At 58.2% G+C, this 24,617-nt stretch carries 28 protein-coding genes; 15 read left to right on the top strand and 13 right to left on the bottom strand.

The window, feature by feature from the left end:
• The first annotated feature begins 95 nt into the window (after positions 1-95).
• From ACP7B0_RS11370 to ACP7B0_RS11390, 5 genes are all read left to right on the top strand, one after another.
• Complete coding sequence (locus ACP7B0_RS11370) at positions 96-1,745, top strand: phosphoethanolamine transferase (RefSeq protein WP_426141401.1); 1,650 nt, start codon at positions 96-98, stop codon at positions 1,743-1,745.
• Complete coding sequence (locus ACP7B0_RS11375) at positions 1,738-2,382, top strand: class I SAM-dependent methyltransferase (RefSeq protein WP_426141402.1); 645 nt, start codon at positions 1,738-1,740, stop codon at positions 2,380-2,382. The genes ACP7B0_RS11370 and ACP7B0_RS11375 overlap by 8 nt, the downstream gene beginning before the upstream one ends.
• A 124-nt stretch (positions 2,383-2,506) precedes the next feature.
• A complete protein-coding gene (gene rnd, locus ACP7B0_RS11380) occupies positions 2,507-3,640 on the top strand; it encodes a ribonuclease D (protein WP_426141566.1) in 1,134 nt (377 codons plus the stop codon).
• Positions 3,637-3,930, top strand: a complete 294-nt coding sequence (locus ACP7B0_RS11385) for a YcgL domain-containing protein (RefSeq protein WP_426141403.1) — start codon at positions 3,637-3,639, stop codon at positions 3,928-3,930. Before rnd ends, ACP7B0_RS11385 begins: the two co-directional genes overlap by 4 nt.
• A gap of 113 nt (positions 3,931-4,043) precedes the next feature.
• Positions 4,044-4,976: a D-2-hydroxyacid dehydrogenase gene (locus ACP7B0_RS11390; protein ID WP_426141404.1), complete on the top strand. Its 933-nt coding sequence runs from the start codon at positions 4,044-4,046 to the stop codon at positions 4,974-4,976.
• 78 nt (positions 4,977-5,054) lie between these two features.
• Here ACP7B0_RS11390 and ACP7B0_RS11395 read toward each other — a convergent pair whose 3' ends face one another.
• Positions 5,055-5,648 carry a nitroreductase family protein gene (locus ACP7B0_RS11395; RefSeq protein WP_426141405.1) on the bottom strand — a complete coding sequence of 198 codons (594 nt, stop codon included), beginning with the start codon at positions 5,646-5,648 and terminating at the stop codon, positions 5,055-5,057.
• Between the two features lie 214 nt (positions 5,649-5,862).
• Here ACP7B0_RS11395 and ACP7B0_RS11400 point away from each other — a divergent pair, with 214 nt between their 5' ends.
• Positions 5,863-6,312, top strand: a complete 450-nt coding sequence (locus tag ACP7B0_RS11400) for a YcgN family cysteine cluster protein (RefSeq protein WP_426141406.1) — start codon at positions 5,863-5,865, stop codon at positions 6,310-6,312.
• Between the two features lie 227 nt (positions 6,313-6,539).
• Here the strand turns inward: ACP7B0_RS11400 and ACP7B0_RS11405 are convergent, their stop codons facing one another.
• The 4 genes from ACP7B0_RS11405 to ACP7B0_RS11420 form a co-directional block, all read right to left on the bottom strand.
• Positions 6,540-6,917 (bottom strand): YgaP-like transmembrane domain, encoded by a 378-nt coding sequence (locus tag ACP7B0_RS11405; RefSeq protein WP_426141407.1) that lies wholly within the window; start codon positions 6,915-6,917, stop codon positions 6,540-6,542.
• An 87-nt stretch (positions 6,918-7,004) separates the two neighbouring features.
• Positions 7,005-7,493, bottom strand: coding sequence for an RNA methyltransferase (locus ACP7B0_RS11410; RefSeq protein WP_426141408.1), 489 nt, complete (start codon positions 7,491-7,493; stop codon positions 7,005-7,007).
• A gap of 365 nt (positions 7,494-7,858) precedes the next feature.
• On the bottom strand, positions 7,859-8,233 hold the full coding sequence (locus ACP7B0_RS11415; protein ID WP_426141409.1) for a YajD family HNH nuclease: 375 nt from the start codon (positions 8,231-8,233) through the stop codon (positions 7,859-7,861).
• 68 nt (positions 8,234-8,301) lie between these two features.
• Positions 8,302-8,988: a spermidine synthase gene (locus ACP7B0_RS11420; RefSeq protein WP_426141411.1), complete on the bottom strand. Its 687-nt coding sequence runs from the start codon at positions 8,986-8,988 to the stop codon at positions 8,302-8,304.
• Between the two features lie 103 nt (positions 8,989-9,091).
• Between ACP7B0_RS11420 and ACP7B0_RS11425 the strand changes: the two genes are divergently transcribed.
• Positions 9,092-9,379 (top strand): hypothetical protein, encoded by a 288-nt coding sequence (locus ACP7B0_RS11425; RefSeq protein ID WP_426141412.1) that lies wholly within the window; start codon positions 9,092-9,094, stop codon positions 9,377-9,379.
• A 13-nt stretch (positions 9,380-9,392) separates the two neighbouring features.
• On the opposite strand, the gene ACP7B0_RS11430 is transcribed toward ACP7B0_RS11425, so the two are convergent.
• Positions 9,393-9,863, bottom strand: a complete 471-nt coding sequence (locus tag ACP7B0_RS11430) for a cyclic nucleotide-binding domain-containing protein (RefSeq protein ID WP_426141413.1) — start codon at positions 9,861-9,863, stop codon at positions 9,393-9,395.
• A 95-nt stretch (positions 9,864-9,958) separates the two neighbouring features.
• Positions 9,959-12,019 carry a S9 family peptidase gene (locus ACP7B0_RS11435; protein WP_426141415.1) on the bottom strand — a complete coding sequence of 687 codons (2,061 nt, stop codon included), beginning with the start codon at positions 12,017-12,019 and terminating at the stop codon, positions 9,959-9,961.
• Between the two features lie 144 nt (positions 12,020-12,163).
• Between ACP7B0_RS11435 and ACP7B0_RS11440 the strand changes: the two genes are divergently transcribed.
• The 4 genes from ACP7B0_RS11440 to ACP7B0_RS11455 all read left to right on the top strand — a co-directional run bounded on the left by ACP7B0_RS11440 (position 12,164) and on the right by ACP7B0_RS11455 (position 15,123).
• On the top strand, positions 12,164-12,640 hold the full coding sequence (locus ACP7B0_RS11440; protein WP_426141417.1) for an MFS transporter: 477 nt from the start codon (positions 12,164-12,166) through the stop codon (positions 12,638-12,640).
• A 39-nt stretch (positions 12,641-12,679) separates the two neighbouring features.
• Positions 12,680-13,453, top strand: a complete 774-nt coding sequence (locus ACP7B0_RS11445; protein ID WP_426141418.1) for a class II glutamine amidotransferase — start codon at positions 12,680-12,682, stop codon at positions 13,451-13,453.
• A gap of 29 nt (positions 13,454-13,482) precedes the next feature.
• Entirely contained in the window at positions 13,483-14,004 is a 522-nt protein-coding gene (locus ACP7B0_RS11450; protein WP_426141419.1) for a DUF2937 family protein, read from the top strand.
• A 309-nt stretch (positions 14,005-14,313) separates the two neighbouring features.
• Entirely contained in the window at positions 14,314-15,123 is an 810-nt protein-coding gene (locus ACP7B0_RS11455) for a hypothetical protein (RefSeq protein ID WP_426141420.1), read from the top strand.
• A gap of 45 nt (positions 15,124-15,168) precedes the next feature.
• On the opposite strand, the gene ACP7B0_RS11460 is transcribed toward ACP7B0_RS11455, so the two are convergent.
• From ACP7B0_RS11460 to ACP7B0_RS11480, 5 genes are all read right to left on the bottom strand, one after another.
• Positions 15,169-15,411 carry a hypothetical protein gene (locus ACP7B0_RS11460; RefSeq protein WP_426141422.1) on the bottom strand — a complete coding sequence of 81 codons (243 nt, stop codon included), beginning with the start codon at positions 15,409-15,411 and terminating at the stop codon, positions 15,169-15,171.
• A gap of 44 nt (positions 15,412-15,455) precedes the next feature.
• Complete coding sequence (locus tag ACP7B0_RS11465; RefSeq protein WP_426141423.1) at positions 15,456-16,028, bottom strand: hypothetical protein; 573 nt, start codon at positions 16,026-16,028, stop codon at positions 15,456-15,458.
• 308 nt (positions 16,029-16,336) lie between these two features.
• Positions 16,337-17,515 (bottom strand): vWA domain-containing protein, encoded by a 1,179-nt coding sequence (locus ACP7B0_RS11470; protein WP_426141425.1) that lies wholly within the window; start codon positions 17,513-17,515, stop codon positions 16,337-16,339.
• Positions 17,516-17,536: 21 nt separating this feature from the next.
• Positions 17,537-18,382, bottom strand: coding sequence for an AAA family ATPase (locus ACP7B0_RS11475; RefSeq protein ID WP_426141426.1), 846 nt, complete (start codon positions 18,380-18,382; stop codon positions 17,537-17,539).
• Positions 18,383-18,711: 329 nt separating this feature from the next.
• The gene (locus tag ACP7B0_RS11480; protein WP_426141427.1) at positions 18,712-19,779 is read right to left on the bottom strand and encodes a DUF748 domain-containing protein; all 1,068 of its coding nucleotides are present in this window, start codon (positions 19,777-19,779) and stop codon (positions 18,712-18,714) included.
• A gap of 136 nt (positions 19,780-19,915) precedes the next feature.
• Here ACP7B0_RS11480 and cysK point away from each other — a divergent pair, with 136 nt between their 5' ends.
• The 4 genes from cysK (at position 19,916) to ACP7B0_RS11500 (ending at position 23,545) form a co-directional block, all read left to right on the top strand.
• Positions 19,916-20,890: a cysteine synthase A gene (gene cysK / locus ACP7B0_RS11485; RefSeq protein WP_426141428.1), complete on the top strand. Its 975-nt coding sequence runs from the start codon at positions 19,916-19,918 to the stop codon at positions 20,888-20,890.
• A 180-nt stretch (positions 20,891-21,070) separates the two neighbouring features.
• Positions 21,071-22,009 (top strand): aspartyl/asparaginyl beta-hydroxylase domain-containing protein, encoded by a 939-nt coding sequence (locus ACP7B0_RS11490; RefSeq protein WP_426141429.1) that lies wholly within the window; start codon positions 21,071-21,073, stop codon positions 22,007-22,009.
• A 403-nt stretch (positions 22,010-22,412) separates the two neighbouring features.
• Complete coding sequence (locus ACP7B0_RS11495; protein ID WP_426141430.1) at positions 22,413-22,568, top strand: hypothetical protein; 156 nt, start codon at positions 22,413-22,415, stop codon at positions 22,566-22,568.
• A gap of 113 nt (positions 22,569-22,681) precedes the next feature.
• Entirely contained in the window at positions 22,682-23,545 is an 864-nt protein-coding gene (locus ACP7B0_RS11500; RefSeq protein WP_426141432.1) for a DMT family transporter, read from the top strand.
• 68 nt (positions 23,546-23,613) lie between these two features.
• On the opposite strand, the gene ACP7B0_RS11505 is transcribed toward ACP7B0_RS11500, so the two are convergent.
• Positions 23,614-24,516, bottom strand: coding sequence for a DMT family transporter (locus ACP7B0_RS11505; protein WP_426141434.1), 903 nt, complete (start codon positions 24,514-24,516; stop codon positions 23,614-23,616).
• Positions 24,517-24,617: the final 101 nt, after the last annotated feature.

A 24,617-nucleotide genomic window follows, 5' to 3' on the forward strand; every position in this document is an offset into this window, starting at 1 on the left:
AAAAAATTGATGGCGGGCTGACTAAAGTTTGCGACGTCGGAGCCGTTGCCTGACGCCATCCTTCCCAGCGTATCTCATTCATAAAGCAGACCGTCATGCTGAACGTTAAAGCCATGCGCCCCGAGCTTGTGACCTTGCTCGCCAGCGGTTTTTTGTTGATCGCCTTTAACGTGCCTCTCTGGCAGCACCTGGCCGCAATCACCGCATCGGACGGCAAGGGGCTGGCCATGCGTGCGGCTTTCGGCCTGATGATATTTTGCGTGTTTAATACCGTTCTGACGGTATTCGCTTTCAGGGCGACATTGAAACCTTTATTGGTCTTTCTGTTCTTTGTCAGCGCCGCCGTTGCCTATTTCATGAATGAATACGGCGTCATGATTGATGCCGGGATGTTTCGTAACTTCGCAGAGACGAATGTAACGGAAGCCCAGGGTTTACTGTCCTGGAAGCTGGGTCTGTACATTATTTTTCTCGGGCTGTTGCCTTCTCTGTTATTACTGAAAACCCCCATCAATTATCGTCCCTGGCCGCGTGAACTGATCAGCAAGACATTGGTGGCAGTGGCCTGCGGCGCCACGATCGGTATTGTCGCGCTGGCCAACTATCAAGGGTTGTCATCGCTGTTTCGCAACCACCATGAGCTGCGATTGATGGTGGTGCCGAGTAATTATATGGGCGCGTCGTTCGGCTATTTGAGTGAACAGGTGGTTTCCGCGCAGCATCCGTTTCTGGCCATTGGCAAAGATGCCAAGCGGGGCGAGCAGTGGACGACGCACTCGCGTAAATCACTGACCGTACTGGTCATCGGCGAAAGCGCCCGCGCCGAGAACTTCGGCATTCTTGGCTACGGTCGCAACACGACGCCGAACCTGAGCAAGGAGGAGGGGCTGATCGCGTTTTCCGATGTGCACTCCTGCGGCACCGAAACGGCGGTTTCCGTGCCCTGCATGTTTTCCAACATGGGTCGCAAGAACTACAGCGCCAGCCAGGCGAAAAACGAGGAGGGGCTGCTGGACGTGATTCAGCGTGCCGGTTTGAACGTGATCTGGCGGGATAATCAGTCCGGCTGCAAGGGCACCTGTGATCGCGTGACCCTGCAGGATGTCAGCAACTTCAAGGACCCGGTGTTGTGCGCCAGCCATGAATGCCGGGACCATATTCTGCTTCAGGGCCTGCAGAGCTTCATCGATAATCTGGATCAGGACACCGTGCTGGTGCTGCATCAGATGGGCAGCCATGGGCCGGAATACTTCAAACGCTACCCCAAGGAATTCGAGAAATTCACGCCGGTGTGTGAAAGCAACGCGCTGAATAATTGCAGCCGGGAAAGTATCGTCAACGGTTACGACAACACGTTGCTTTATACCGATCACGTGTTGTCGAGCCTCATTGATATATTGCGCAACAATCAGAAGAAAGTAGACACCGCGATGGTGTATGTGTCGGACCATGGCGAGTCGCTGGGTGAATACAATCTATTCCTGCATGGCACGCCTTACATGTTGGCACCCGATCAGCAAAAACATGTGCCGATGTTTGCCTGGTTTTCCGATGCCTATAAAACGTCATTCGCCGTCGACACCGGTTGTTTGCAAAACGAGCGCAACGCACCGTTCAGTCAGGATAATTTGTTTCACTCCATGCTGGGTTTGCTGGAGGTCAGTACCAAGGTTTATAACCCCGGGCTGGATATATTTGCCGGTTGCCGACAGTTGACCGGCAATGGTGTGCTGGCCAGTGAGTAACTTCAGCGAGAAACCCCGGCAGGGGATTATCCGGCGCTTGAGCCTCTGGCGTGACCAGCAATTGGCGCGCCATGCCTTGAAAGTGGCGGGCGAGCCGGGCCTGGTCCTTGACCTGCCGAGCGGGACGGGCAGGTTCTGGCCGGTACTGGCCGAGCACACCAATCGCGTGATCCTGGCCGGTGATCAATCCGCGCAAAAGCTGGCCGTGGCGGAGAGCGGCTGTCCGACTGACGTGCTCAAACGCATCAAGACGTTTCAGACGTCAGCGTTTTCCATCAACCTGAACGAGAACGCAGTGGATTGCATCTTCTGCATGCGCTTGTTTCACCATATTCCCGACAGCAACCAACGCTCCGAAATCCTGCGCGAGTTCCACCGTGTCAGCCGTGACACGGTTATTGTCGCGCTTTGGGTCGATGGCAACCTGGGGTCTTGGCGCCGTAAACGCAGACAGACGGATCGCGACCGTTGCGGGCTACCTGAGGCAACCCGCAGCCGGTTCGTGGTCAGCAGAGCCGTTATCAGACACGAATTCGAAACGTCAGGTTTCAGGGTGCTCGGGCACAGCGACTTCCTCCCCGGATACGCCATGTGGCGGGTTTATGTGCTGCGAAAAATCAGTCAGGCAATCCGATAAACGGTGGTTTTTGTCCGGGTGCAACGCACCGATCAAGATGAAGATCTTCAACACGTGCAGGACAGATGCGCGGGAAGCGTCCATGGCGATATATACTGCGCGCCATTCTTCATGGGAGAGCCGTGTGGCCATCGATATTCACTGGATTCGCGACGACGACAGCCTCGCCCTACACTGCGCTCAGTGGCAGACACTGCCCTTTGTCGCCCTCGACACCGAGTTCATGCGGGTCGACACCTTTTATCCCATCGCAGCGCTGTTGCAGATCGGGGATGGCTCAAGTGCCTGGCTGATCGACCCGCTGCTCATTAATGACTGGCGTCCATTGTCCGCGCTGCTGGAAAATCCGGACGTCATCAAAGTGGTGCATGCCTGCAGCGAGGATCTAGAAGTGCTGCTGCGCCTGACAGGCAGCCTGCCTGCGCCGCTGTTCGACACCCAACTGGCCGCGGCGTACCTGAACCTTGGTTTTTCCATGGGGTATTCGCGACTGGTGCAGGAGGTGTTGAACATCGACCTGCCCAAGGGCGAAACCCGCTCTGACTGGTTGCAGCGTCCGCTGTCGGAAACCCAGATCAGTTATGCGGCAGAAGACGCCGTGCATCTGGCCGAGGTCTACAGCATCCTGCGTCCGCGACTGTCGGACGACAAGTACGCGTGGGTGCTGGACGATGGCGCCGAGCTGGTCGCCAATCTGCGCCGTGAGGTCGACCCGTACGAGATGTACCGCGAAGCCAAGCTGGCCTGGAAGCTTTCCCGTGCCCAACTGGCCGTATTGCGTGAGCTGTGTGCCTGGCGTGAGCGCGAAGCTCGCGCTCGTAACCTGCCGCGCAACCGCATCGTGCGTGAACACTCGCTATGGCCGCTGGCCAAGACCCAGCCGGACAACCTTGTGGCACTGGCAAAAATCGATGACATGCACCCCAAAACCGTGCGCCAGGACGGTGAGTTCCTGCTGGACCTGATCAAACGGTCCGCCAGCGTGCCGCCTGAGCAGTGGCCCGAGGCGCTGCCCGAGCCTTTGCCCATCGACGCCGCGACCCTGCTCAAGAGCCTTCGGGCCATCGGTCAGCGCTACGCCGAACAGTTGGACATGGCCCCTGAGCTCATGCTGCGCAAGAAAACCCTCGAAGCACTGCTCAAGAGCGGGTATCCCGATGGTCCTTATCAATTGCCAGAGTCATTGCGTGGCTGGCGCCGCGATTTGATGGGCCAGGCACTGCTTGATCACCTGGCCGGTACCGGAGAACAGTCGTGAAGCGTATTTGTTCGATTTACCGCAGCACCAAGAAAAACGAGATGTACCTGTACGTCCTCAAAAGCGACGTGCTCAAGCGTGTTCCCGTGGAACTCATGGTTGCGTTTGGCACGCCTCATCACGCATTCGACCTGGTGCTCAGCCCGGAGCGTCCTCTGGCACGAGAAGACATCAACGTGGTTCTGGGCAATCTCGACAAGCAGGGCTATCACCTGCAGATGCCGCCGGCCGAGGACGAGTACATCGAGCACCTGCCTGAGGAATTGTTGCGTCGCAACGATCCCATGTGAGCCATCCCCGGGCCTGCGGGCCAGGGTGTTAAACCGTTTTGTGTGCACGCGACCGGATTCGATCAGGTTCGACCTGACTTCAGTCGCCGTCCTGTTTTTTAAGGTTTTGAACCATGCGCGTTCTGATTGCTGAACACGATTACCCTGTCTACACCCAATTGCTGCGCCAGGCCGCCCCGGAACTTGAAGTCATGAGTTCCGGCGACTCGGCTGAACTGTCGCGTTTTGCGGCTCAATGCCCCGTCTGGCTGGGCCAGCCGGACTTGCTGGCCAACCTGCTGCGTCAGGGGCATGCCCCGCAATGGCTGCAGTCGACCTGGGCGGGTGTTACGCCACTGCTGGCCGACGGCTTGACCCGAGATTATCGCTTGACCCGTGCCGTGGGCATTTTTGGCCAGGTGATGGCTGAATTCGTCCTGACCTACATGCTTGGCCATGAACGCGAAGTATTGGCGCGCCTGATGAGTCAGGTTGAGCGCAAGTGGGACAACCGCAGCAGCCAGAGCCTGGCCGGCCGCAAGGTATTGATCGTCGGCGCGGGTGATATCGGCCTGAGCGTCGCGCAATTTCTCGTGCCCTTTGGCGTGCAGGTCTACGGCATCGCCTCCCGGGCCCGCACACAGGCGCCGTTCGTCGAAGTGGCAGCCATGGCGGATCTGGATCGTTTGGTGGGGGAGGTGGACTACGTGGTCAACCTGCTGCCCAATACCACTGAGACCCATGATCTGTTCAATGCAGAGCGGTTCGCCAAATTCAAGCCGAGCGGTTTGTTCATCAACGTCGGGCGCGGTGTTGCCGTGGTGGATGCTGATCTGGTCGAAGCGTTGAAGGAAGGGCATCTGGCGGGCGCGGTCATCGACGTTTGCCGTCAGGAACCTCTGCCGCAGCGCCATCCGTTCTGGACCGCCTGGGGTTTGCTGCTGACCGGGCACAGCGCAGCGCCCACATCGCCCGTGGCCATGGTTGAGTTGTTTCTCGCCAACCTGAAAGCCTTCGAAGCCGGTGAGCCGTTGCGTGGGGAAGTGGATTTCGCGCGAGGGTATTGATCAACCCACGGTAGGTCCGTGGGCGATTGGGCTGTACACGGGCGGCCGCGCTGTCGCCCGGTAGACGCGCGCTCCTGCTTAAAGGGTGAAATCACCTTCAGCCGCCAACTCCGCCACGGGGCGGCGAGGGCTTGGGGTTTCCCGGCCTTGCAGGTATTCAGGCAAGGTGGATTTATCCCCCAGTTTGCCGATCGCCACGGCCGCGTGGATCTCGTAACCTTCCGGAATATTCAGCTCCTGGCGCGTGCGCTCCTTGTCGAAACCGGCCATGCCGTGGGTGTACCACCCGCTCTGGCTCGCCTGCAACGCCAGATGACCCCAGGCGCAACCGGTGTCAAACGTGTGCCACAGCGCGGGAGACTCTTCTGTGGCGCCGGGCGCCGTGAAGGTGGTCTTGGAGATCACGATAACCAGCGCCGAGGCATGTTGCGCCCAGGACTGGTTGAACTCCACCAGCAGGCTCAGGTAACGGGACCAGTTCGGCGTGTCACGACGGGCGTACAGAAAACGCCACGGTTGCGAGTTGTAAGCCGACGGTGCCCAGCGAGCGGCTTCGAAGAAGCTCAACAGGGTTTCCTGAGGAATACTTTCGCCAGTAAAGGCGCGTGGCGACCAGCGCTCGGTGAATTGTGCGTCGATAGGGTAATCGGCGATGCGTGGATTTGTGCTCATGAGAATCCTCGAATAGTGGGGAGTTACAGACACTCAGGCCGATGGACGGCGGACGGCAGGCATTGCGGAAAGTCCGCGAGACAGCGGAGTCAAGCTACTGATCGTGCCGCCATCTGACAAGCCCCTGTTACCGGCAGTCGTAACCGCTTGGCCCGCACCCGTTGTGCCACTAGACTGGCGACCTTTTCACTGTTGATGCTGATAGCCCGAACCCATGGCCGCTAAAGTCGAACCTTTCTGGAAACGTAAAAAACTCGACCAACTCGACGCAAACGAGTGGGAATCGCTGTGCGACGGCTGCGGCCTGTGCTGCCTGCAAAAGCTTGAGGATGAAGACGACAACAGCGTTTATTACACGCGTATCGCTTGCAAGCTGCTGGATCTGAAAACCTGCCAATGCACCGATTACAGCAATCGTCGGGCTTCAGTGCCGGACTGCATTCAGCTGACGCCGGGTCAGGCGGATGAGTTCAAGTGGCTGCCACCGACGTGTGGTTATCGGTTGGTCAGCGAAGGCAAGGATTTGCCCCTTTGGCATCACCTGGTGTGCGGTGATCGCGACGCCGTGCACAAGGAACGCATTTCCCAGTCGGGACGCATGATCAGTGAAAACAGCGTGGCCGAGGACGATTGGGAGGATTATCTGATCTTTCGGGCGGGGTGATTCGCTTTGGACAACCTGAGTCTCCAGGCGCGGTCGCTTGGTCAGTGAGGCGTTATCTCGTTGGGTGCTGCGCCTCGGATCGGGTGACAGCACCAGCATGGGTTGAGAGACTTGGGGGGGCAGTTCATAACCGTGGGACCGGCTTTAGCCGGGAAGGCGGTATTTCTGTCGCGCAATCCCGCCCCCCCTGCAACAGACCATCTACAGAGGGCCAGCTTGAGCTCGAATCAAATCTCGGCTTTAGGCTTGGTCAGCGCATCAATGCCATCGGCAACGACGTCTTCCGCTTTGATTTCTGCCTGGGTTTTCAGCAGGCTCAGTTCATCCCCGGCACGCTTGATACGGGCTTTCGCGGTGTCCAGGTCGCTGCGGCTTTTTTCGATCAGACTCTTGGCCGAACAGTGGCCGGTAATACCGCGTGCCAGTACAGCGCCGCCAATGGCCAGTTGGATCAAGCCAAAAAAGCCGCCACGACGCAGGCCTTTGCCCATCATCAATACGCCGCCAGCCAGAGAGCCGACACGCTCCCAGCCATGAACGTTCTGTTGGGTGTGGCTCTGCAAAGGGGTGCTGTCGATGCGTTCAATGATCGGGATGTCGCTCATGATCGTTCTCCATGATGAGATGAATTCGGTTCAGTAAAACTGACTGCCACCGTTCGGAACTGTTCAATGCATTTGTCGGCGTTCGTCTCAAGCGTCGGGTTTTTCTCTGCCGAATTGCGGTCCCGAGCGGGTATTGATGCCTTTTGCCATACGGTCGTAGAGCACGACGTTGACGGTCGCAGCCAGGTTCATGCAGCCGGTGGTGGGGATGTAGACGACGTCTTCGCACCAGTCGCGGATGTCCTGGTCCAGTGAGCCGTCTTCCGGGCCGAAAATGTACAGCGCGCGGTCAGGATGGGTGTATTCGGGCAATGGACGGGCGCCTTCGACGAGTTCCACGGCCACCGGAATGCAGCCCAGAGGCAGGATGTTCTTCAGGTCGTCGATGCCGATCAGGGGAATGTCCTGATGGATCTTCTTGGTGTCAGTGATGAAATCCCGGGCGCGCTCGTAGCGCTTGCCGGTGTAGAACACCGAGGCGACGCCATAACAACCGGCCGCGCGCATCACAGAGCCGACGTTTTCCGGAGACTTGGGGTTGTACAAGCCGATGCAGGCGTACCGTTTGTTGGCCACGTGGGAATGCTCGCTGGGAAAAGCGGACGATTATACGTGGGTCATCTTTGCAGGAGCGGATTAATCCGCGAGGCGGAGGACGGGGGCGTTCGCTGCATCTGCATCGCCTGAAATACCCTTTCCCGGCTAAAGCCGGTCCCACGGTGTCAGGAACGCTGTGCGAACGCCTACAGAAGCCAGCCGCGAGCCCCCCGACAAGACCGTCCAGCTTTTTGGGGGGCAGTTCAGATCGTGGGACCGGCTTTAGCCGGGAAGAGGCCAGGGCGTTCGCTGCATCTGCATCGCCTGAATACCCTTTCCCGGCTAAAGCCGGTCCCACGGTGTCAGGAAGGTAGTGCGAGCGCCTACAGAACCCGGCCGTGTCGTTACTCGTCCTTCTTCATCAACCCCGCCAGCGCGGCGAACGGGTTGTGAGTCGCCTTGGCGGTTTTCGGGCTGCTGGTGGAGCTTTCCGAAAAGTACTGTTGATCGGTGTAGCGCGAGTGTTCGTTATCGTGACAGTACAGGCACAGCAGCTCCCAGTTGGAGCCGTCCTGGGGGTTGTTGTCATGGTTGTGGTCGCGGTGGTGAACGGTCAGCTCGCTCAGGCGTTTGCCGGCGAATTCACGGGCGCAGCGACCGCACACATGGGGGTACATGCGCAGTGCCTTGTCGCGATAACCCATTTCGCGGTCGCGCTGGGCGTCGGCCAGGATGCGATCCAGCTTGGCGGTGTGGGAGGGTGGGTTGGCCGTGCTCATGGGGTCACCTGTGTCATGTTCGTGTGGTGGAAACGGTAATGGGCCAAGTCTAGCGCTTCGCGAGGCGTTCAGCCCTTGAGTTTTTCCGCGATCCAGATGGTGTGGCGCGTGCCCTTGTTGCCGTGGGCGAACACCTGCACCTCTTCAGCCTTGAAACCGGCCTTGCGCAGCTTGTCGGAAAACTTCTGATCCGCACTGGCTGACCAGACCGCGAGGATGCCTTTGGGGCGCAAGGCATTGGCGCAAGCAGCAAGGCCGCCCGACGAATACAGCCAACTGTTGGATTTTTGGGTCAGGCCTTCGGGACCGTTATCGACGTCTAGCATGATGGCGTCAAAGCCACGGGGCTCGCTCTTGAGCACCTGGGCAACGTCGCCGATTATCACCTTGGCCCGCGGGTCAAGCATTGGATTACCGGCCTTCTCCCCCAGCGGCCCCCGGTTCCATTCCACAACCCCCGGCACCAGTTCGGCGACGACCACTTCGGCGTTTTTACCCAGATGCTTCAGGGCCGAGGCAAGGGTGAAACCCATGCCCAGACCGCCGATCAAAACCCGAGGTTGCAGGCGTGCCGCGACCTTTTTGCATGGGATTTCGGCCAGTGCGTCTTCCGAACCGTGCATGCGGGTGTTCATGAGTTGGCCGCCATCGCCACCCTGAATCTTGATCACGAAATCTTCGCCGTATTCGAACAGGCACAAGGCACCGCCGTTGTCGGGAATGGCAGTGGTGTCGAGCAGTACGAAACGTTTCATGGAGCACTCATTGAAAGTGGCAGAAGCAAAAATGTGAACGCGGTCTCAAGGCTTGGAGTAGCCTGAGCCGCACACTAGGATGGTTTGGCAGGTGAGGCCATTGATGAAGCGCTCTATTCTAACGGCGATTGTCTTGATGACGCTCTCGGTAAGTGCTGTTCAGGCAGACAATCTACAACCTGTTTCGCCGGTTTCCGCACCCGGTTCGCCCGGCACCGCTACCCCGACGCCTTATCCGCAAGTGGTGCCTCCGAGCACGCCACGGGCGAGCGGCACGCAAGGCAATGCGCCGTTACTGCCTAAAATCGAAATGCCCAAACCTCCGAAGGATCAGGCGTTGCCGGGGCTGGAGCAGAACCCCCAGGCCGCACAGGATGTGCCGCTAAAGTAATTCAGGTCGGGGATTACTGCGCGAGCAGTTGCCCATCCACCATGCGCAGACGTTTGGACAGGGAAACCGCCAGGGCGCGAATGATCTTCGCGGCGATTTTCGGTGCCTCATCGAGCATTTTTTCCAAGGAATCGCGCCCCAGGTTCAGCAGCTGACAACTCGACGCGGCGATGCAACTGGCCGAACGCCGCTCACCGTCGAGCACCGCCATTTCGCCAAATGCCCGCCCTCGACGCAGCGTGGCAATTTCCACTGGCTGGCCTTCGGCATTGAGCTTCTGCACTGACACCGTGCCCAAATGGATGATGCTCATGAAGGTGCCTGCATCGCCTTCGCTGAAAATGGCTTCGCCCTGACTGATGGACGTCATGTTGAAGTAGCCAGCCGCCACCTGGAATTCGGCAGGCAGCAGGGCATCGAACACGCCGCAGTCCATGAGCATGTCGCGGATTTCATTGTTCAGGTGAGACGGTTGTTCTGACATGGCTCGATCTTGTTATGGGCTGTCGACAGGTTATCCCGGCACGCCTGTCAGGGCGTGCGGGGGATGAGAGTTAGGACAAGTTTTGCGGGCCGAGTTCAAACGGTCAGTTGCAATACCTTGAAGATAAAACCGTACTCCAGCGCCACGTCGCGCAGCCCTTGATAACGCCCGCTCATGCCGCCGTGGCCTGCACCCAGCTCGGTCTTGAGCAGCAGCAGGTTGTCGTCGGTCTTGTGGGCGCGCAATTTTGCCACCCATTTGGCCGCCTCCCAATACTGCACGCGGCTGTCGTTGTAGCCGGCAATCACCAGCATGGCCGGGTACGCCTGGACGCGGACGTTCTCATAAGGCGCGTAGGCTTTGATGCGCGCATACACCTTGGGCTCCTGCGGGTTGCCCCATTCGTCGTACTCGGTGACGGTCAGGGGCAGATCGGGATCGAGCATGGTGTTGAGCACGTCCACGAACGGCACTTCGGCAATCGCCGCCTTGAACAGCTCTGGGCGCTGGTTGAGCACCGCGCCAATCAACAGACCACCTGCGCTGCCGCCGCTGATGACCAATTGCTCGGCGCGGGTGTGGTTTTCGGCAATCAGGTGCTCGGCGCAGGCAATGAAATCATCGAAGGTGTTTTGCTTGTTTTCCTGCTTGCCGTTGCGATACCAGGCTTCCCCCAGTTCGCCGCCGCCCCGCACGTGAGCGATGGCAAACGCGACGCCACGATCCAGCAGGCTCAGCCGCGCATGGGAAAACCATGGGTCCAGGCTTTCGCCATAGGCTCCGTAGCCGTACAGGTACAGCGGGGTTGGCTGGCCGAGCAGCTCGCGCTTGATCACCAGGCTGATGGGGATCTGCGTGCCGTCTTTGGCCGTCGCCCAGAGGCGCTGGCTGACATAGGCATCGGCGTCGAATGGCCCCAGCACCGGCGTTTCCTTGAGCACGGTTTGTTCGCCGCTCGCCAGCGTCAGTTGCCGGACTTGCGCGGGGCGATTGAGGGACTGGTAGCGCAGACGAATCCTGTCGCTGCCGAACTCCAGCGAGTCCTGCACATAAAGGCTGTAAGCGGCGTCCGGCAGTTGCACGCGATAGGCGGGCAAACCTTGCGGGCGAACTTCGATGATCGGCAGGCCGCCTTCGCGCAGGCTCAGGGTAAGTCCCGTGGCGTTGAGGCTAAACCCTTCGAGCATCACCGTTTCGCTGTGGGGGATCAGAACCTGCCACTCGCTGCGGCCGGGTACGGTCCCTGATGTTTGCGGGGCGTGAAACAGGGCGAAGTTGATGCCGTCCTGATTGCTGCGGATCAACCAGCTCCAGTGCCCGTCTACCTGGCCGTGGTCCACGGAGTATTCATGGCCTTCAGCCCGTGGCGCCATACAGACGAAAGCGTGGTCCGGCTGATCGGCATCCAGCACCCAGGCTTCGCTGGTGGTTTTGCTGTCCAGGCCGAGAATCAGCTGGCGTTCCGAGCTACTGCGGTAGCAATGCAGGAAAAAACGCCCGTCCGGTTCGCTGAAAACCAGGTCCGCCGACGCGTTGCCCAGTCGGTGGCGATACAGCTTGTACGGGCGATGGGTGTCGTCCAGTTCGCCGAAGAACAGCGTCTGGCTGTCGTTGGCCCAGGTCATGCTGCCGTCGCAGTCTTCGAAGGGCAGGGCGCTGACCTGGCCGGTGCTCAGTTCTTTGACGTAAAGCTGATAAACCTCTTCACCGCTGGTGTCCAGGCTGTAGGCGAGGCGCTGGTGGTCCGGGCTGATGCTGAACGTGCCCAGGGAAAAGAAACCGCCACCGGCCAGTTCGTTGGGGTCCAGCAGCATTTCTTCGCGGCTTTCGTCCACGGTCTGGGAGTCGTCGGCCGGGCGCGGGCAGCGATAGTGCCGGGCATATTCGTCGCCCGCGGTGGTGCGGGTGTAATACAGATACGGCCCCCAAGGCGAGGGCAGGGAGAGGTCGGTCTCCAGAATGCGGCCCTTGATCTCCTGGAACAGGGTTTCACGCAAGGTTTCCTGATCGGCCAGCTGCGCGTGTTGATAAGCATTTTCGGCCTTCAGGTAATCGAGTACTTCATCGCTGTCGCGGTTTTGCAGCCAGGCATAAGGGTCGACGCCGTCGGTCTTGCGTGCGATGGGGGCGCTGGAAATTGAAGGTGATAGGGACATTCGGGGCGCTCATTGGTGGCCATGAGGTATCGCATACGGATTGCCATTTGATGGCATCGGGTACCGATAACTGAAGCCGGGGAAGCCGGGTTGGCGAAAAGCCGTTATCATAAGCGCCAAATTACCTGCCTTACCACGGACGTCATGACCGAGAACGACTATACGATCGCTTGGGGCCTCTACGCATTTGCCGCGTTGGGTTGTCTGTTGGTGTGGTTTCTGATGACCCGCTGGATGTGGCGCTACCTGCGTGAACCGCTGCTGGTGATCGTCGCTGTCCTGCTCTTCACCCCGACCATCATTGACCCGGTGAAGGAAAAATTCGCCCCGGCTGTCGCCATCACGGCCCTGGACTTGCTGTTCAAGGTCGGGAGCAATGTCTGGCGTGCGGTGTCCGATCTGGTCATGTACGGCATGATCGCCCTTGGCGTGTACCTGCTGTTTGTGTTGATTCGCTGGCCGATCGAAAAAAGCTGGAGGGCTCGCCATCCGCAAGCCGCTGGCACGGCAACGCCCGACCAGGAACCGCTGGACGAGCCGTTTTCCGACGACGACCGTTTCGATCGCAAACCTGCCGCGCCCGGCGTCGCGAACCGTTCTCGGGTTGAGCCGCGTCTGTAGCCAGCGTGCCGCTCACTGCCCTCAAGCGAGACCCTGAACATGTGTGAATTGCTGGGCATGAGCGCCAATGTCCCCACCGATATCGTTTTCAGCTTTACCGGTTTGATACAGCGGGGCGGGCGTACCGGCCCCCATCGCGATGGCTGGGGCATCGCGTTCTACGAAGGTCGCGGCCTGCGGTTGTTTCAGGACCCGGTCGCGAGCTGCGAGTCGGAAGTCGCGCAACTGGTTCAGCGTTATCCCATCAAAAGCGAAGTGGTGATTGGCCATATCCGTCAGGCCAATGTCGGTCGGGTGTGCCTGGCCAATACTCACCCGTTTGTGCGCGAACTCTGGGGGCGCAACTGGTGTTTTGCCCACAACGGCCAGTTGGCCGATTTCACGGCGCGTGCCACGTTCTATCGACCCGTGGGTGACACGGACAGCGAGGCGGCTTTCTGCGATTTGCTCAATCGGGTGCGCGAAGAATTTCCCGAACCGGTTGAAATCGAACAGCTGCTGCCGTCGCTGGTCCAAGCCTGCAACGAGTATCGCGGCAAAGGCGTGTTCAACGGCCTGATCAGCGATGGCGACTGGCTGTTCTGCTTTTGCTCCACGAAGCTGGTGCACATTACCCGGCGTGCGCCTTTTGGGCCTGCCCGCTTGAAGGATGTGGACGTTATCGTCGATTTTCAGGCGCAAACCACGCCCAACGACGTGGTGACGGTGATCGCCACCGAGCCGCTGACTGAAGACGAGATATGGAAAAGCTACGAGCCTGGCCAATGGGCCCTGTGGCGTCGTGGTGAATGCGTGGCCCAGGGCAACGCTTGAGAACATCGACCGATACGAGAGGGATCTACATGCTGCGAAGTTATCTGCGATTGGTCTTGTTCACCGTGGGCCTGTTGTTCGGCGTACAGATTCCGGGTTTTGTCAGTGACTACGGCAAGCGCGTTGAAGCGCACCTGATCGAGGCCCAGCAAAGCATCAAGGGCTACAACGCCACGGCCGCGCAGTTCTTCAAAGGCGACGTGCAGGCGTTGATCCAGCATTACCGCGAGAGCGAAGACCCGGTCTTTCGCAGTGATGCCGACAGCATCAATGCCCTGCTGACCCGCACGCAGGTCCTGGAGCGCGAATGGCTGTCCATGCAAGGCCCTTGGTATGCCCGGGCGCTGCATGTGGCCGTCGCCGCCGACGCTGACATCCGCCGCGAAACCTGGAACGGCTACACGTGGCAAGTGCTGCTGGCCCCTGAAGTCATCGCCTGGGGCATCGTCTGCGCCCTGGTCCTGGCGCTGCTGATCGAGACCTTCTTCCTGATGGTTGGCTGGGTCGTCACCGGTGGGCGGCGCAAGCCAAGGCTGGCGCGGGAGTACTAAACGCACAGGGAACTTGTTGGGCAAGCCTCGCTCCAACAGATGAAGATCCCATCACTTCTTCTTATCCAACCCGCCCGCTTTTATGAGCTGGACGTCACGTCGGCTGCCTCCCCAACATGCAGACAATTGGCGCGGCAGACTCTTTATAGGCGCCAGTTACTTTCTTGAATAACACACCGACCCTTTAGCCGGATTTTGTTGTGGCCGATTTCGTACAGTTCGCTGGGAAGTGCCTTGCGTTGAAGTCAGGTCAGATATTTTTCGCTATTGCCGTTAACCAGAGGACAACGGTTGATAGTGGAGAATGTTATGTTTGATCCGCAAGCAGGTGTGACACATGGTACGGCTGTGGTAGGGCTTGATCATAAGTTATATGCCGGTATGAGTTACTGGGAGTCGATGACCGCACGCTATGAAGAACTGGTCGCGGCAGGGGATATGACTGAAAGGTTGCAGGTTATTTACGATTCCAGAATGGCAACGGAGGGCATCGTTTACACCCTTGATGACCAAAATAGATTCCACATTGTGTCCGGGCAGGAAAAGCTGTGGAAGGCCTGTGATATAGCCAAGGAGTACGGGCTTGAGGATTGGGAAAGTGATATCTATGGTGAATTGAGTACCTATGATTTTTCCATTCTGAGGGCATTGCATTATCAGGCTCTATACAGGCTGGAAGATATGCAACTGGAATTTGATGAGTTCAAGGAGCAGATACGGATATCGCTCCCGGAACTGGCGGGCAAGAATTTTGGCTTCACGATCAATGAACGTGGCAGTCTGGAAATTACATCACCCGACGGTGCTTTAACTGATCGAGAAAAGATGCAGCTGGATGCCTGGATCAATGACCGGGACCGATTGAAAGAGTTGACCTTCGATCATGCCAAGCTGGTCACCTATATCTTGAAGCATGATCCTCGGCTGCAAAGCGAGGCGTCAATGGTGACGCTGGACAATATCAATAAATTTATTGACTATGGCGTGCTCCTGCAATCCTATGCGTTCCGACCGGGTAACGGCAACTCGTGGATTGAGCAGTTGCAGAGAACTGTGCGAGAAATGACTCGGGAGCAAGAGGCGGACAGGGAGAGTGACGACAACCATAGTCAAGTTTAAGCCTTGGCCCCAGGTGCCTGCTGCCAGGCACTTGGGGCCAGGAAATCAGTGGCGCAAGTGTTTCTTGCAAATATGGCCAAACTCACTGTCTATAGTGCCAGGATTCCAGTTGTGGCCAACAGCGCCATCTTCCAGGTCGGCAATGATTCGATGCCGGTTGAATTCAAGGTGCCAGAAATAGTTGAACGGCCCCATCATCTGCCAGAAGGGAGGAGACTTCCTGTGGCCTTGGCAACCTGGCAGTAAGATCGTTGCTTTTGCCGTGCCGTCTGCTTTCGTGAACATCATTTTTTTGTCAACTGCAGGTACAATTGTAATATTCAGGTTTGCTTTTACACCCTCGACCGGATGCCCTGTCGAGTCTTGAATATGTATGGCCAGTCCACTGTATGGAAGGCCTGGAAAATCCCTGCATACAATGGTATTCCTTTGGCATCCGTGGTAATCACGTCAGTACTTGCACGGTAGGGTGCAGATCCGAATCTGAATTTATACTTACCTCCGGCTATTCCGCCATCACGTTTAGTGGCCCGGATCTGGATCTCTTGACCGGGTTGAGTACCTTCGATGATGTAAATGCCTTCGTCGGGCATGGATACCCATTTGTCATTTATTTTGCATTCAACGATCAGCTTGCTCGATCGTTCCATTCCTCTAAACATGAGGTTTTGCCCGCGCAGTACGGTAAAGGTGTAGTTCTTCTCCGTAGTGGTGCTATCGAGTGTTTCATCAATCTCAGTAACTTTATCTTCCAAAACGGTTGGTTGCGTCAAAGACGGCGCATTCTGCAATGGCGCGTCCGTAGTCAAGCCGACCACCGCGTATACAGGAGTGGAAAATATACCCGTCAGAGTCAGAGCCGTAATGAGCGGTAACAGGTAATTATTTAGAGTGGGTTGTTTCATTGCAAAGTCCTTTTCTTATCATCGTTCCACAGGCGAGGCGTAGAAGTACCCAACCATGGAGGCTGTAAAAATCGCTGATTAAATTAAACGCAGGCGCACGAAGGGGCACCTGACGGTCAGTTGTTTATCAACTGACATCCCGGACGTAATCACCGGTAGGAAGGGTTGTCAACGCGACAGCGAAAATAAACAAGCCGTCTAATCGACGGCTGAGGGTGCAGTTTTTTGTGGGAGCCGACTGTTGCCGAGGCATTGCTCCTGCTTGATCAGGTATGCCGTTTCGCGGGCAAGCCTCCAACAGCTTCCGCCTATTTAGAGAGAAAGCGCATCCCTTCCTCCAGCCCACGCAAGGTCAGCGGATACATCTGATCTTCGATCAGGTCCCGCACGATGTTGGTTGACGTTGTATAGGCCCAGGCGTCTTTCGGGTAGGGGTTGATCCAGATGATTTTCTTGAACTTGGCGGTAAACCGCTGCATCCAGACATAACCGGGTTCTTCGTTCCAGTGTTCGACGCTGCCGCCGGCCTGGGTGATTTCATAGGGGGCCATTGAGGCGTCGCCAATGAAGATCACTTTGTAATCCGCGCCGTATTTATGCAGCAGGTCCTGCGTGGACGTGCGCTCTGAACCGCGTCGTGAGTTGTTCTTCCAGACCGATTCATAAATGAAGTTATGAAAGTAGAAGTATTCAAGATGCTTGAATTCGGTCTTGCAGGCCGAAAACAGTTCTTCGCAGACTTTGACGTGGGCGTCCATCGAGCCGCCGATGTCGAACAGCAGCAACAGCTTGATGGTGTTGCGGCGTTCCGGGCGCATCTGGATGTTCAGCAGTCCGGCGTCCCGGGCGGTGTGGTCGATGGTGCCGTCGATGTCCAGTTCTTCGGCCGCTCCCTGGCGAGCGAATTTGCGCAGACGGCGCAGGGCGACCTTGATGTTGCGGGTGCCCAGTTCTACCTGATCGTCGAGATTTTTGTACTCGCGCTGATCCCAGACTTTCACCGCCTTGCCTTTGCGCTCGCCCGCATCCCCCACCCGAATGCCCTCCGGGTTGTAACCGCCGGAGCCAAACGGGCTGGTGCCACCGGTGCCGATCCACTTGTTGCCGCCGGCGTGGCGTTCTTTCTGTTCTTCGAGGCGTTTCTTGAATTCCTCGATGAGTTTGTCCAGCCCACCCAATGACTGAATCTGCGCCCGCTCTTCTTCGCTCAGGGAACGTTCGAATTCCTTGCGCAGCCAGTCTTCGGGGATCAATGCCTTGAGGTGGTCGTCGAGCTTTTCCAGGCCGTTGAAATAGGCGCCAAATGCCCGGTCGAACTTGTCGAAATGCCGTTCATCCTTGACCAGGATCGTGCGCGCCAGGTAGTAGAACTCGTCCATGTCAGCGAAAGTGACCCGCTGTTTCAGGGCGTTGATCAGGTCCAGCAGTTCGCGCACCGAAACCGGCACCTTGGCCGCGCGCATTTCGTTAAACAGGTTGAGCAACATGGCCGTTGTCCCTCCGCAGAATCAGCGATTGCCGCGACGGCTCATGAACGCCAGGCGTTCAAGCAACTGGACATCCTGTTCGTTTTTAACCAAAGCCCCGGCCAGCGGCGGGATGGCCTTGGTGGGATCGCGCTCACGCAATACCGCTTCGCCGATGTTGTCGGCCATGAGCAGCTTCAGCCAGTCCACCAGTTCCGAAGTGGACGGCTTCTTCTTCAGGCCCGGCACCTTGCGCACGTCGAAGAACACGTCCAGCGCTTCGCTGACCAGTTCTTTCTTGATGTCCGGGTAATGCACATCGACGATCTTTTGCAGGGTAGTGCGGTCGGGGAAGGCGATGTAATGGAAGAAGCAACGACGCAGGAACGCGTCCGGCAGCTCTTTTTCGTTGTTAGAGGTAATGATGATGATCGGGCGGATGTTGGCTTTGATCGTCTCGTCGATTTCGTAAACGTAGAACTCCATCTTGTCGAGTTCTTGCAGCAGATCGTTGGGGAATTCGATATCGGCCTTGTCGATTTCATCGATCAGCAAAATGACGCGCTCCTGGGCTTCAAAGGCTTCCCAGAGCTTGCCTTTTTTGAGGTAGTTGCGCACGTCGTGGACTTTATCCACACCCAGTTGCGAGTCACGCAGACGGCTGACGGCGTCGTACTCGTACAGGCCCTGATGCGCCTTGGTGGTGGACTTGATGTGCCAGGTGATCAACTTGGCGCCAAAGGACTCGGCCAGTTGTTCGGCGAGCATGGTTTTACCTGTGCCGGGCTCACCTTTGACCAGCAGCGGGCGCTCCAGCGTGATTGCCGCGTTGACCGCCAGCTTGAGATCGTCAGTGGCGACGTATGCGCGGGTGCCTTCGAACTTCATCGGTAAATCCTCGAACGTGGCGTGCGGGCTATCGGCCCGGACGCCTTGAATGGGGGGGGCGAACAATGCGCCGACTATAACGTGCAGCCCCGGCGACTGTGAACGTGGACCGGGTATTCAATTCCTGAATGGCGGGTCAGCCAATGTCTGGAGTGCGGCTTGCCTGCGAATCAGAACCTCAGGCGACCTGTATGTATCGCCTGATACGACGTATTCGCGGGCAAGCCTCGCTCCAACAGGATTTGCGTTCTACCGTCACATCTCTGCCACGACAACGCCCCCACGTTGGAGCGAGGCTTGCCCGCGAAGGTAGGGTCCTGGCAACGGTTTTAGCCCTTACTTCCGTCATACCGCGCATTGAATGCCTGCACGAACGCATTGCGCAGGATCTGTAGAAACGCCTGAAACGCGCTGATGTCCTGGTTATGCACGCTGCCGCTGAGTTCCACCCGCGTGGCGAACTGATTCTTGCGCTGGTTTTTCAGCACGGTTTCGCTGGTGCCGACCACAGCTTCCCAGATCGAGCGGAAGAAACCTTTGTTCTGGTTCTCCACGTCCTGCTGCCAGTTGAAGACCTCGACATCGCGCAGCAGCGGCTTGATATACCCGGTGAGCTGACCCTTGTCGGCTTGCGCCTCAATCACCAGATCGCCGGTGCCTGCGTTGAAGTCGAACTTGCCGTAGGCCGAGGCGAAGTCATTGAGCTGTTTGAGTTCAATGCCGGTGGCGCGCAGGCGGAAGTCGAAGTCTTCGAAATTGCTGTACGGATCAAAAGTGGCCGTCGTTTCCATATTGGCGTGGCCCAGTAACAGCGCCTTGCCCTCGAAACGGGCGTCACGTTTGCCTTCGACATTTTCGACGTTGGTCAGGTTATAGAGGCTGGCGTTGACCTTGTCGGCCTCGATTTTGACTTTCGGCGTGGTGGTGAAATTGTTGAAGGTGATGCGGCCGTCCTGAATACGCAGTTCGTTGAGCGTGATGGGCAACAGCTTGTTCAGTTGGTCCCGCCAGTCAGTGCCCCGACCGGTCTGGGACGCTTGCTTGTTGGCGCCACCATCGACGAAGTTGACTTCAGGGTTCAGGAACAACGCCTCGGCCACAATCGCATGGTCGTACCAGAGCGCGTGCCAGCTCACGGCCAGGTCGATGACCGGCGCGCTGACGAAAGGCACGGGCACCTTGCCGTCGACCTTGACGATATTCAGACCATTGATCGTGTACGCGCCTCGCCACAAGGCCAGGTCGACATCGGTGATGTGTCCGCGGTAATCGCCCATGTCGGCGAGTTTGTCATTGAGGTAATTGCGCACCACATAGGGCAGGGCGATGTGTACGGCAATCAGCAGCACGACAATGCCCATCAAGGTCCAGAGTGGCCAGCTGTAGCGACGTTTCATGGTAGCGGTCTCGTGTTCTGTTGAGTGGTTGACTGCATGGGCGTGCATCCGTTCGCTGCGACTGGACGTCTACAGGGCATGGGGCATAGGCTTCGGTCTTTGAAGCCCTTAACCGAATGTGCAAAAGGACACCATCATGAGCCGTATCTACGCTGACAACGCCCATTCAATTGGCAACACCCCGTTGGTGCAGATCAATCGCATCGCGCCACGAGGCGTCACTATCCTGGCCAAGATCGAAGGGCGCAATCCCGGCTACTCGGTGAAATGCCGGATTGGCGCAAGCATGATCTGGGACGCTGAAAGTAAAGGCAAACTCAAACCCGGCATGACCATTGTCGAGCCTACTTCCGGCAATACCGGGATCGGGCTGGCCTTTGTTGCCGCTGCCCGTGGTTACAAGTTGATGCTCACCATGCCGGCCTCCATGAGCATCGAGCGCCGTAAGGTGCTCAAGGCCCTGGGTGCCGAGCTGGTGTTGACCGAGCCCGCCAAAGGGATGAAAGGCGCCATCGAAAAAGCCGAAGAACTGGTGGCCGGCGATCCGCAGAAATTCTTTATGCCCGCTCAGTTCGAGAACCCGGCCAACCCGGCGATCCACGAAAAAACCACCGGCCCGGAAATCTGGAACGACACGGATGGCGCAATCGATGTGCTGGTGGCGGGCGTCGGTACCGGCGGCACCATCACCGGTGTGTCCCGCTACATCAAGAACACCGCAGGCAAGCCGATCCTGTCGGTGGCGGTTGAACCGTTAGGCTCGCCCATCATTACGCAGGCCATGGCAGGCGAAGCGATTACACCCAGTCCGCACAAGATTCAAGGGATCGGTGCTGGCTTCATCCCGAAAAACCTGGACCTGTCGATGGTCGACCGGGTGGAACGGGTCAGTGACGACGAAGCCAAAGCCATGGCACTGCGCTTGATGCAGGAAGAAGGCATTTTGTGCGGGATATCCTGCGGCGCGGCCATGGCGGCAGCGGTACGCATGGCCGAAACCCCGGAAATGCAGGGCAAGACGATCGTGGTGATTCTGCCGGATTCCGGCGAGCGTTACCTGTCGAGCATGTTGTTCAGCGATCTGTTTACCGATCAGGAGCTGCAACAGTAACGGTGTGTTTCATCTTGCCGACTTCTGGTGAAGCCGGTGAGCGTTTATGATGCCGGGCTTGCGCACCGCACGGTGATTGTTCCAGATCACCCTCCGGTGCCTTGCCAACCGATAAAATCGGCCTGTGAATTGTCCGCAGTACGTTCAGCGCTTGGTCATTGCCGTTTCGAGGAGAGTTAGATGACGTTTTCATTTGCTGCCAAAGCATCGATCCTGATGCTTTTCGTGGGCAGCACGCTGTATGTGCATTTGCGCGGTAAAGCGCGTTTGCCGTTGCTACGTCAGTTCGTCAACCACTCCGCGCTGTTCGCACCTTACAACGCCTTGATGTACCTGTTTTCCCGGGTGCCTTCCAAGCCCTATCTCAATCGTCGGGATTTCCCCGAGCTGGACGTATTGAAAGACAATTGGGAAGTCATCCGCGACGAAGCCATGCATTTGTTCGACGAGGGCTATATTCGCGCCGCCGAAAAGAACAACGACGCCGGTTTTGGCTCGTTCTTCAAGAAGGGCTGGAAGCGTTTCTACCTCAAGTGGTACGACAAGGCTTTGCCATCGGCCGAGGCGCTTTGCCCCAAAACCGTCGCGCTGGTTAACAGCATTCCTAACGTCAAGGGCGCGATGTTCGCGCTGTTGCCGGGTGGCAGCCATCTGAACCCCCATCGCGACCCGTTCGCCGGTTCCCTGCGTTACCACCTGGGCCTGTCCACGCCGAACTCCGATGATTGCCGTATCTACGTCGATGGCCAGGTGTATGCCTGGCGCGATGGCGAAGACGTGATGTTCGACGAAACCTACGTGCACTGGGTCAAGAACGAGTCCGCCAAGACCCGGGTCATCCTGTTCTGCGACGTCGAACGCCCGCTGCGCAGCCGTATCATGACGCGCATCAATCGTTGGGTCAGCGGCTGGCTGGGGCGCGCCACGGCGCCACAAAACCTGGATGACGAACGGGTGGGCGGCATCAACCAGGCGTATGCGTACAGCAAACGCTTCAGCGACGGCTTCAGCGGCAAGGTCAAGCAACTCAAGCGCAAGCATCCCAAGGCTTATCGGGTATTGCGCCCGGTACTGGCGGTGCTGGTGCTGACGTTGTTGGGGTATTGGTTGTTTGGTTAAACCCGTCCGGAATTGAAGCGCAAACCTCGTTGGCGCGAGGTTTGGCCGGGATTCGGTCAAGACTTTGATGCGGCATGAAGGCTGAAAAAAAAGACCTGTGCAGACTGTGAACTGCCCCCAAAAGCTGGACGCTCTTGTCAGGCAGTTCGCGGCCGGGTTCTGTAGCCGTTCGTACCGTGGGACCGGCTTTAGCCGGGAAAGGGTATTTCAGGCGATGCAGCTGCAGCGAACCTCCAGGCCTCTTCCCGGCTGAAGTCGGCCCGATGGAGGGTTCGATCCTGCGGTCTGAACCCGGCGTCTCGGCTGATCTGCTCTTGCACATCCCTCTCGCCTCTGGTTATAGTCGGCGCCAGTGTTGCAGAAAACCCTTGTAACACTCCCCATCCCCAAGAAGACGTGCGCCATGCCTGCTTCCCACATTCAGTTGATGTTCGACGCCGCAGCCTTCGCTGCCGCCGAGCCGTGTGGATGCAAGCAGCTCTCCTTCATGCGTTATCCGCCACCTTCCCCTGTGAACTCGCAGGTTGTAGCACCGCCAGGCGTAGCCCTGCCGGTTTGATCGACCGCTTTCAACCCAAGCGTGCGTTCGTACAACCGCAAACAATCGTTAAACACATCGTTGGCCCTTATTTGCCGGGCCTGCCAATGCGTGTCCGATCACAGGTGGTATTCATGTTCATCCCTACAAAACTGGCTTCGCTGGCCTCCACGACGTTGTTCGTCCTGCTGTGGAGCAGCGGGGCGATTTTCTCCAAATGGGGCTTGGCCCACGCTTCACCGTTCGCCTTTCTGCTGATCCGCTTTCTGCTGGCGCTGATCGCCTTGGCCGTGCTGATCCCGATGTTGGGTTACAAGCTCCCGGCGGTCGGCAAACCCCTGCTGTACGCGGCGGGCACCGGCGCTGTGCTGCTGGGGGCTTATCAGATTTTCTATCTGCTGGCGCTGGATCTCAACGTCACGCCTGGCGTCATGGCAACCATCATGGGCGTACAGCCGATCCTCACCGCGGTGCTCATGGAGCGCAGTCGGTCCTGGACGCGGTTATTCGGTCTGAGCCTGGGGCTGGCCGGGTTGATCCTGGTGGTCTACCAGAGCATCGGTCTGGGAGGCATGTCTCTGGCGGGAATGCTGTTCGGCCTGCTGGCGATGGTCAGCATGACCGGCGGCGCGATCATGCAAAAGCGCATCACGGACAACCCGCTGGGCACACTGCCCGTGCAGTACCTGGCGGGCGCGCTGCTCTGTGGGGTATTCGTGCCGTTCCAGCCGTTCCACGTTGAAATGAGCACGGGCTTCATCGTGCCCGTGTTGTGGATGGGGCTGGTGGTGTCCGTGCTGGCGACGTTCCTGCTTTATCGTTTGATCGCCCAGGGCAATCTGGTCAACGTCACCAGCCTGTTCTATCTGGTGCCTGCGGTCACGGCGATCATGGATTACCTGATCTTTGGCAACCGGCTGGCGATGTTGAGCCTGCTCGGCATGTTGCTGATCGTGGTGGGGCTGGTGTTCGTGTTTCGCAAACCGACGTTACGCTGACGGAAAACCCTGACGGGAGCGCGGCTTGTCCGCTAAAGCCGAATCACCGGCAAGCGCGCTCCTGTCGTTCAACGCGCCTTGGCAGACGCCACCACCGCTGGCCTCAACACCAGCCACAACGCCACCGCAATCAGCGCGCCACCGTAGAGGTGCGCCATGGACAGCGGTTCATCCAGCAACAGCGCGCCCCACAGCACACCAAATGGCGGGATCATGAAGGTCACCGTCATGGACCTGAGGGGGCCGATGCTGCTCACCAGCCGGAAATACAGAATGTAAGCCAGCGCCGTGCAGATCAGGCCCAGCCCCAGCAACGACAGCCAGACGTTAATACCACCCCAATTTTCTGGAGGGTCGGTCATCACCCGATAGCCGAACAAGGGCAACAGCAGCAAGGTTGCGCCCAGCATGCTGCCCAAGGCCGAAAGCCGACTGTCCAGCCCGCCTTCCTGATCAAGCCAGCGCCGGGTCAGGAACCCTGCAAACGCGTAGCAGGTGGTCGCCAGCAAACAGGCGAGGGCGCCGGTCAGCAGTTGCAGATCAAAGGCGACCGGCCCCGCGCGGGTCAGAATGCCAACGCCCACCAGGCCGAGAAACACGCCCATGATTTTTGCCGCCGAGAGCTTTTCACTGAAGAACAACCCGCCCACCAACACCCCCATAAGCGGCGTGGTCGCGTTGAAGATGGACGAGTAACCGGCAGGCATGACCTGTGCCGCCACCGAATACATGGTCGCGGGCAGCCCCGAGTTGATAACGCCCAGCAGCATGCAGGTCTTGAGCTTGCCGCGGAAATTCCAGTCGATACGCATCAGCCAGAGGATAAGCAGCAACCCGGCGGCGGCAATCGACACCCGAAAAAAGGCGGTCGGCGCGGTGCCCAGCACGGGCGCAATGATGCGCATGAACAAAAAGCTCGCGCCCCAGATGGCGGCCAGCGCGATCAGGCTAATAATGTCAGTGGGTTTCATGGCGATGCTTTCCTTGGCGCAGGGGCGGCAGTTTTACCGGTAGGCTGCGAGCGTTGCAATCTTTGCTTACGATTCGGTTAAACGGTGCCAATGTTTCAGGC

Origin of the sequence: Pseudomonas sp. DWP3-1-2 (genome assembly GCF_049896285.1) — a bacterium.
Taxonomy (GTDB): domain Bacteria; phylum Pseudomonadota; class Gammaproteobacteria; order Pseudomonadales; family Pseudomonadaceae; genus Aquipseudomonas.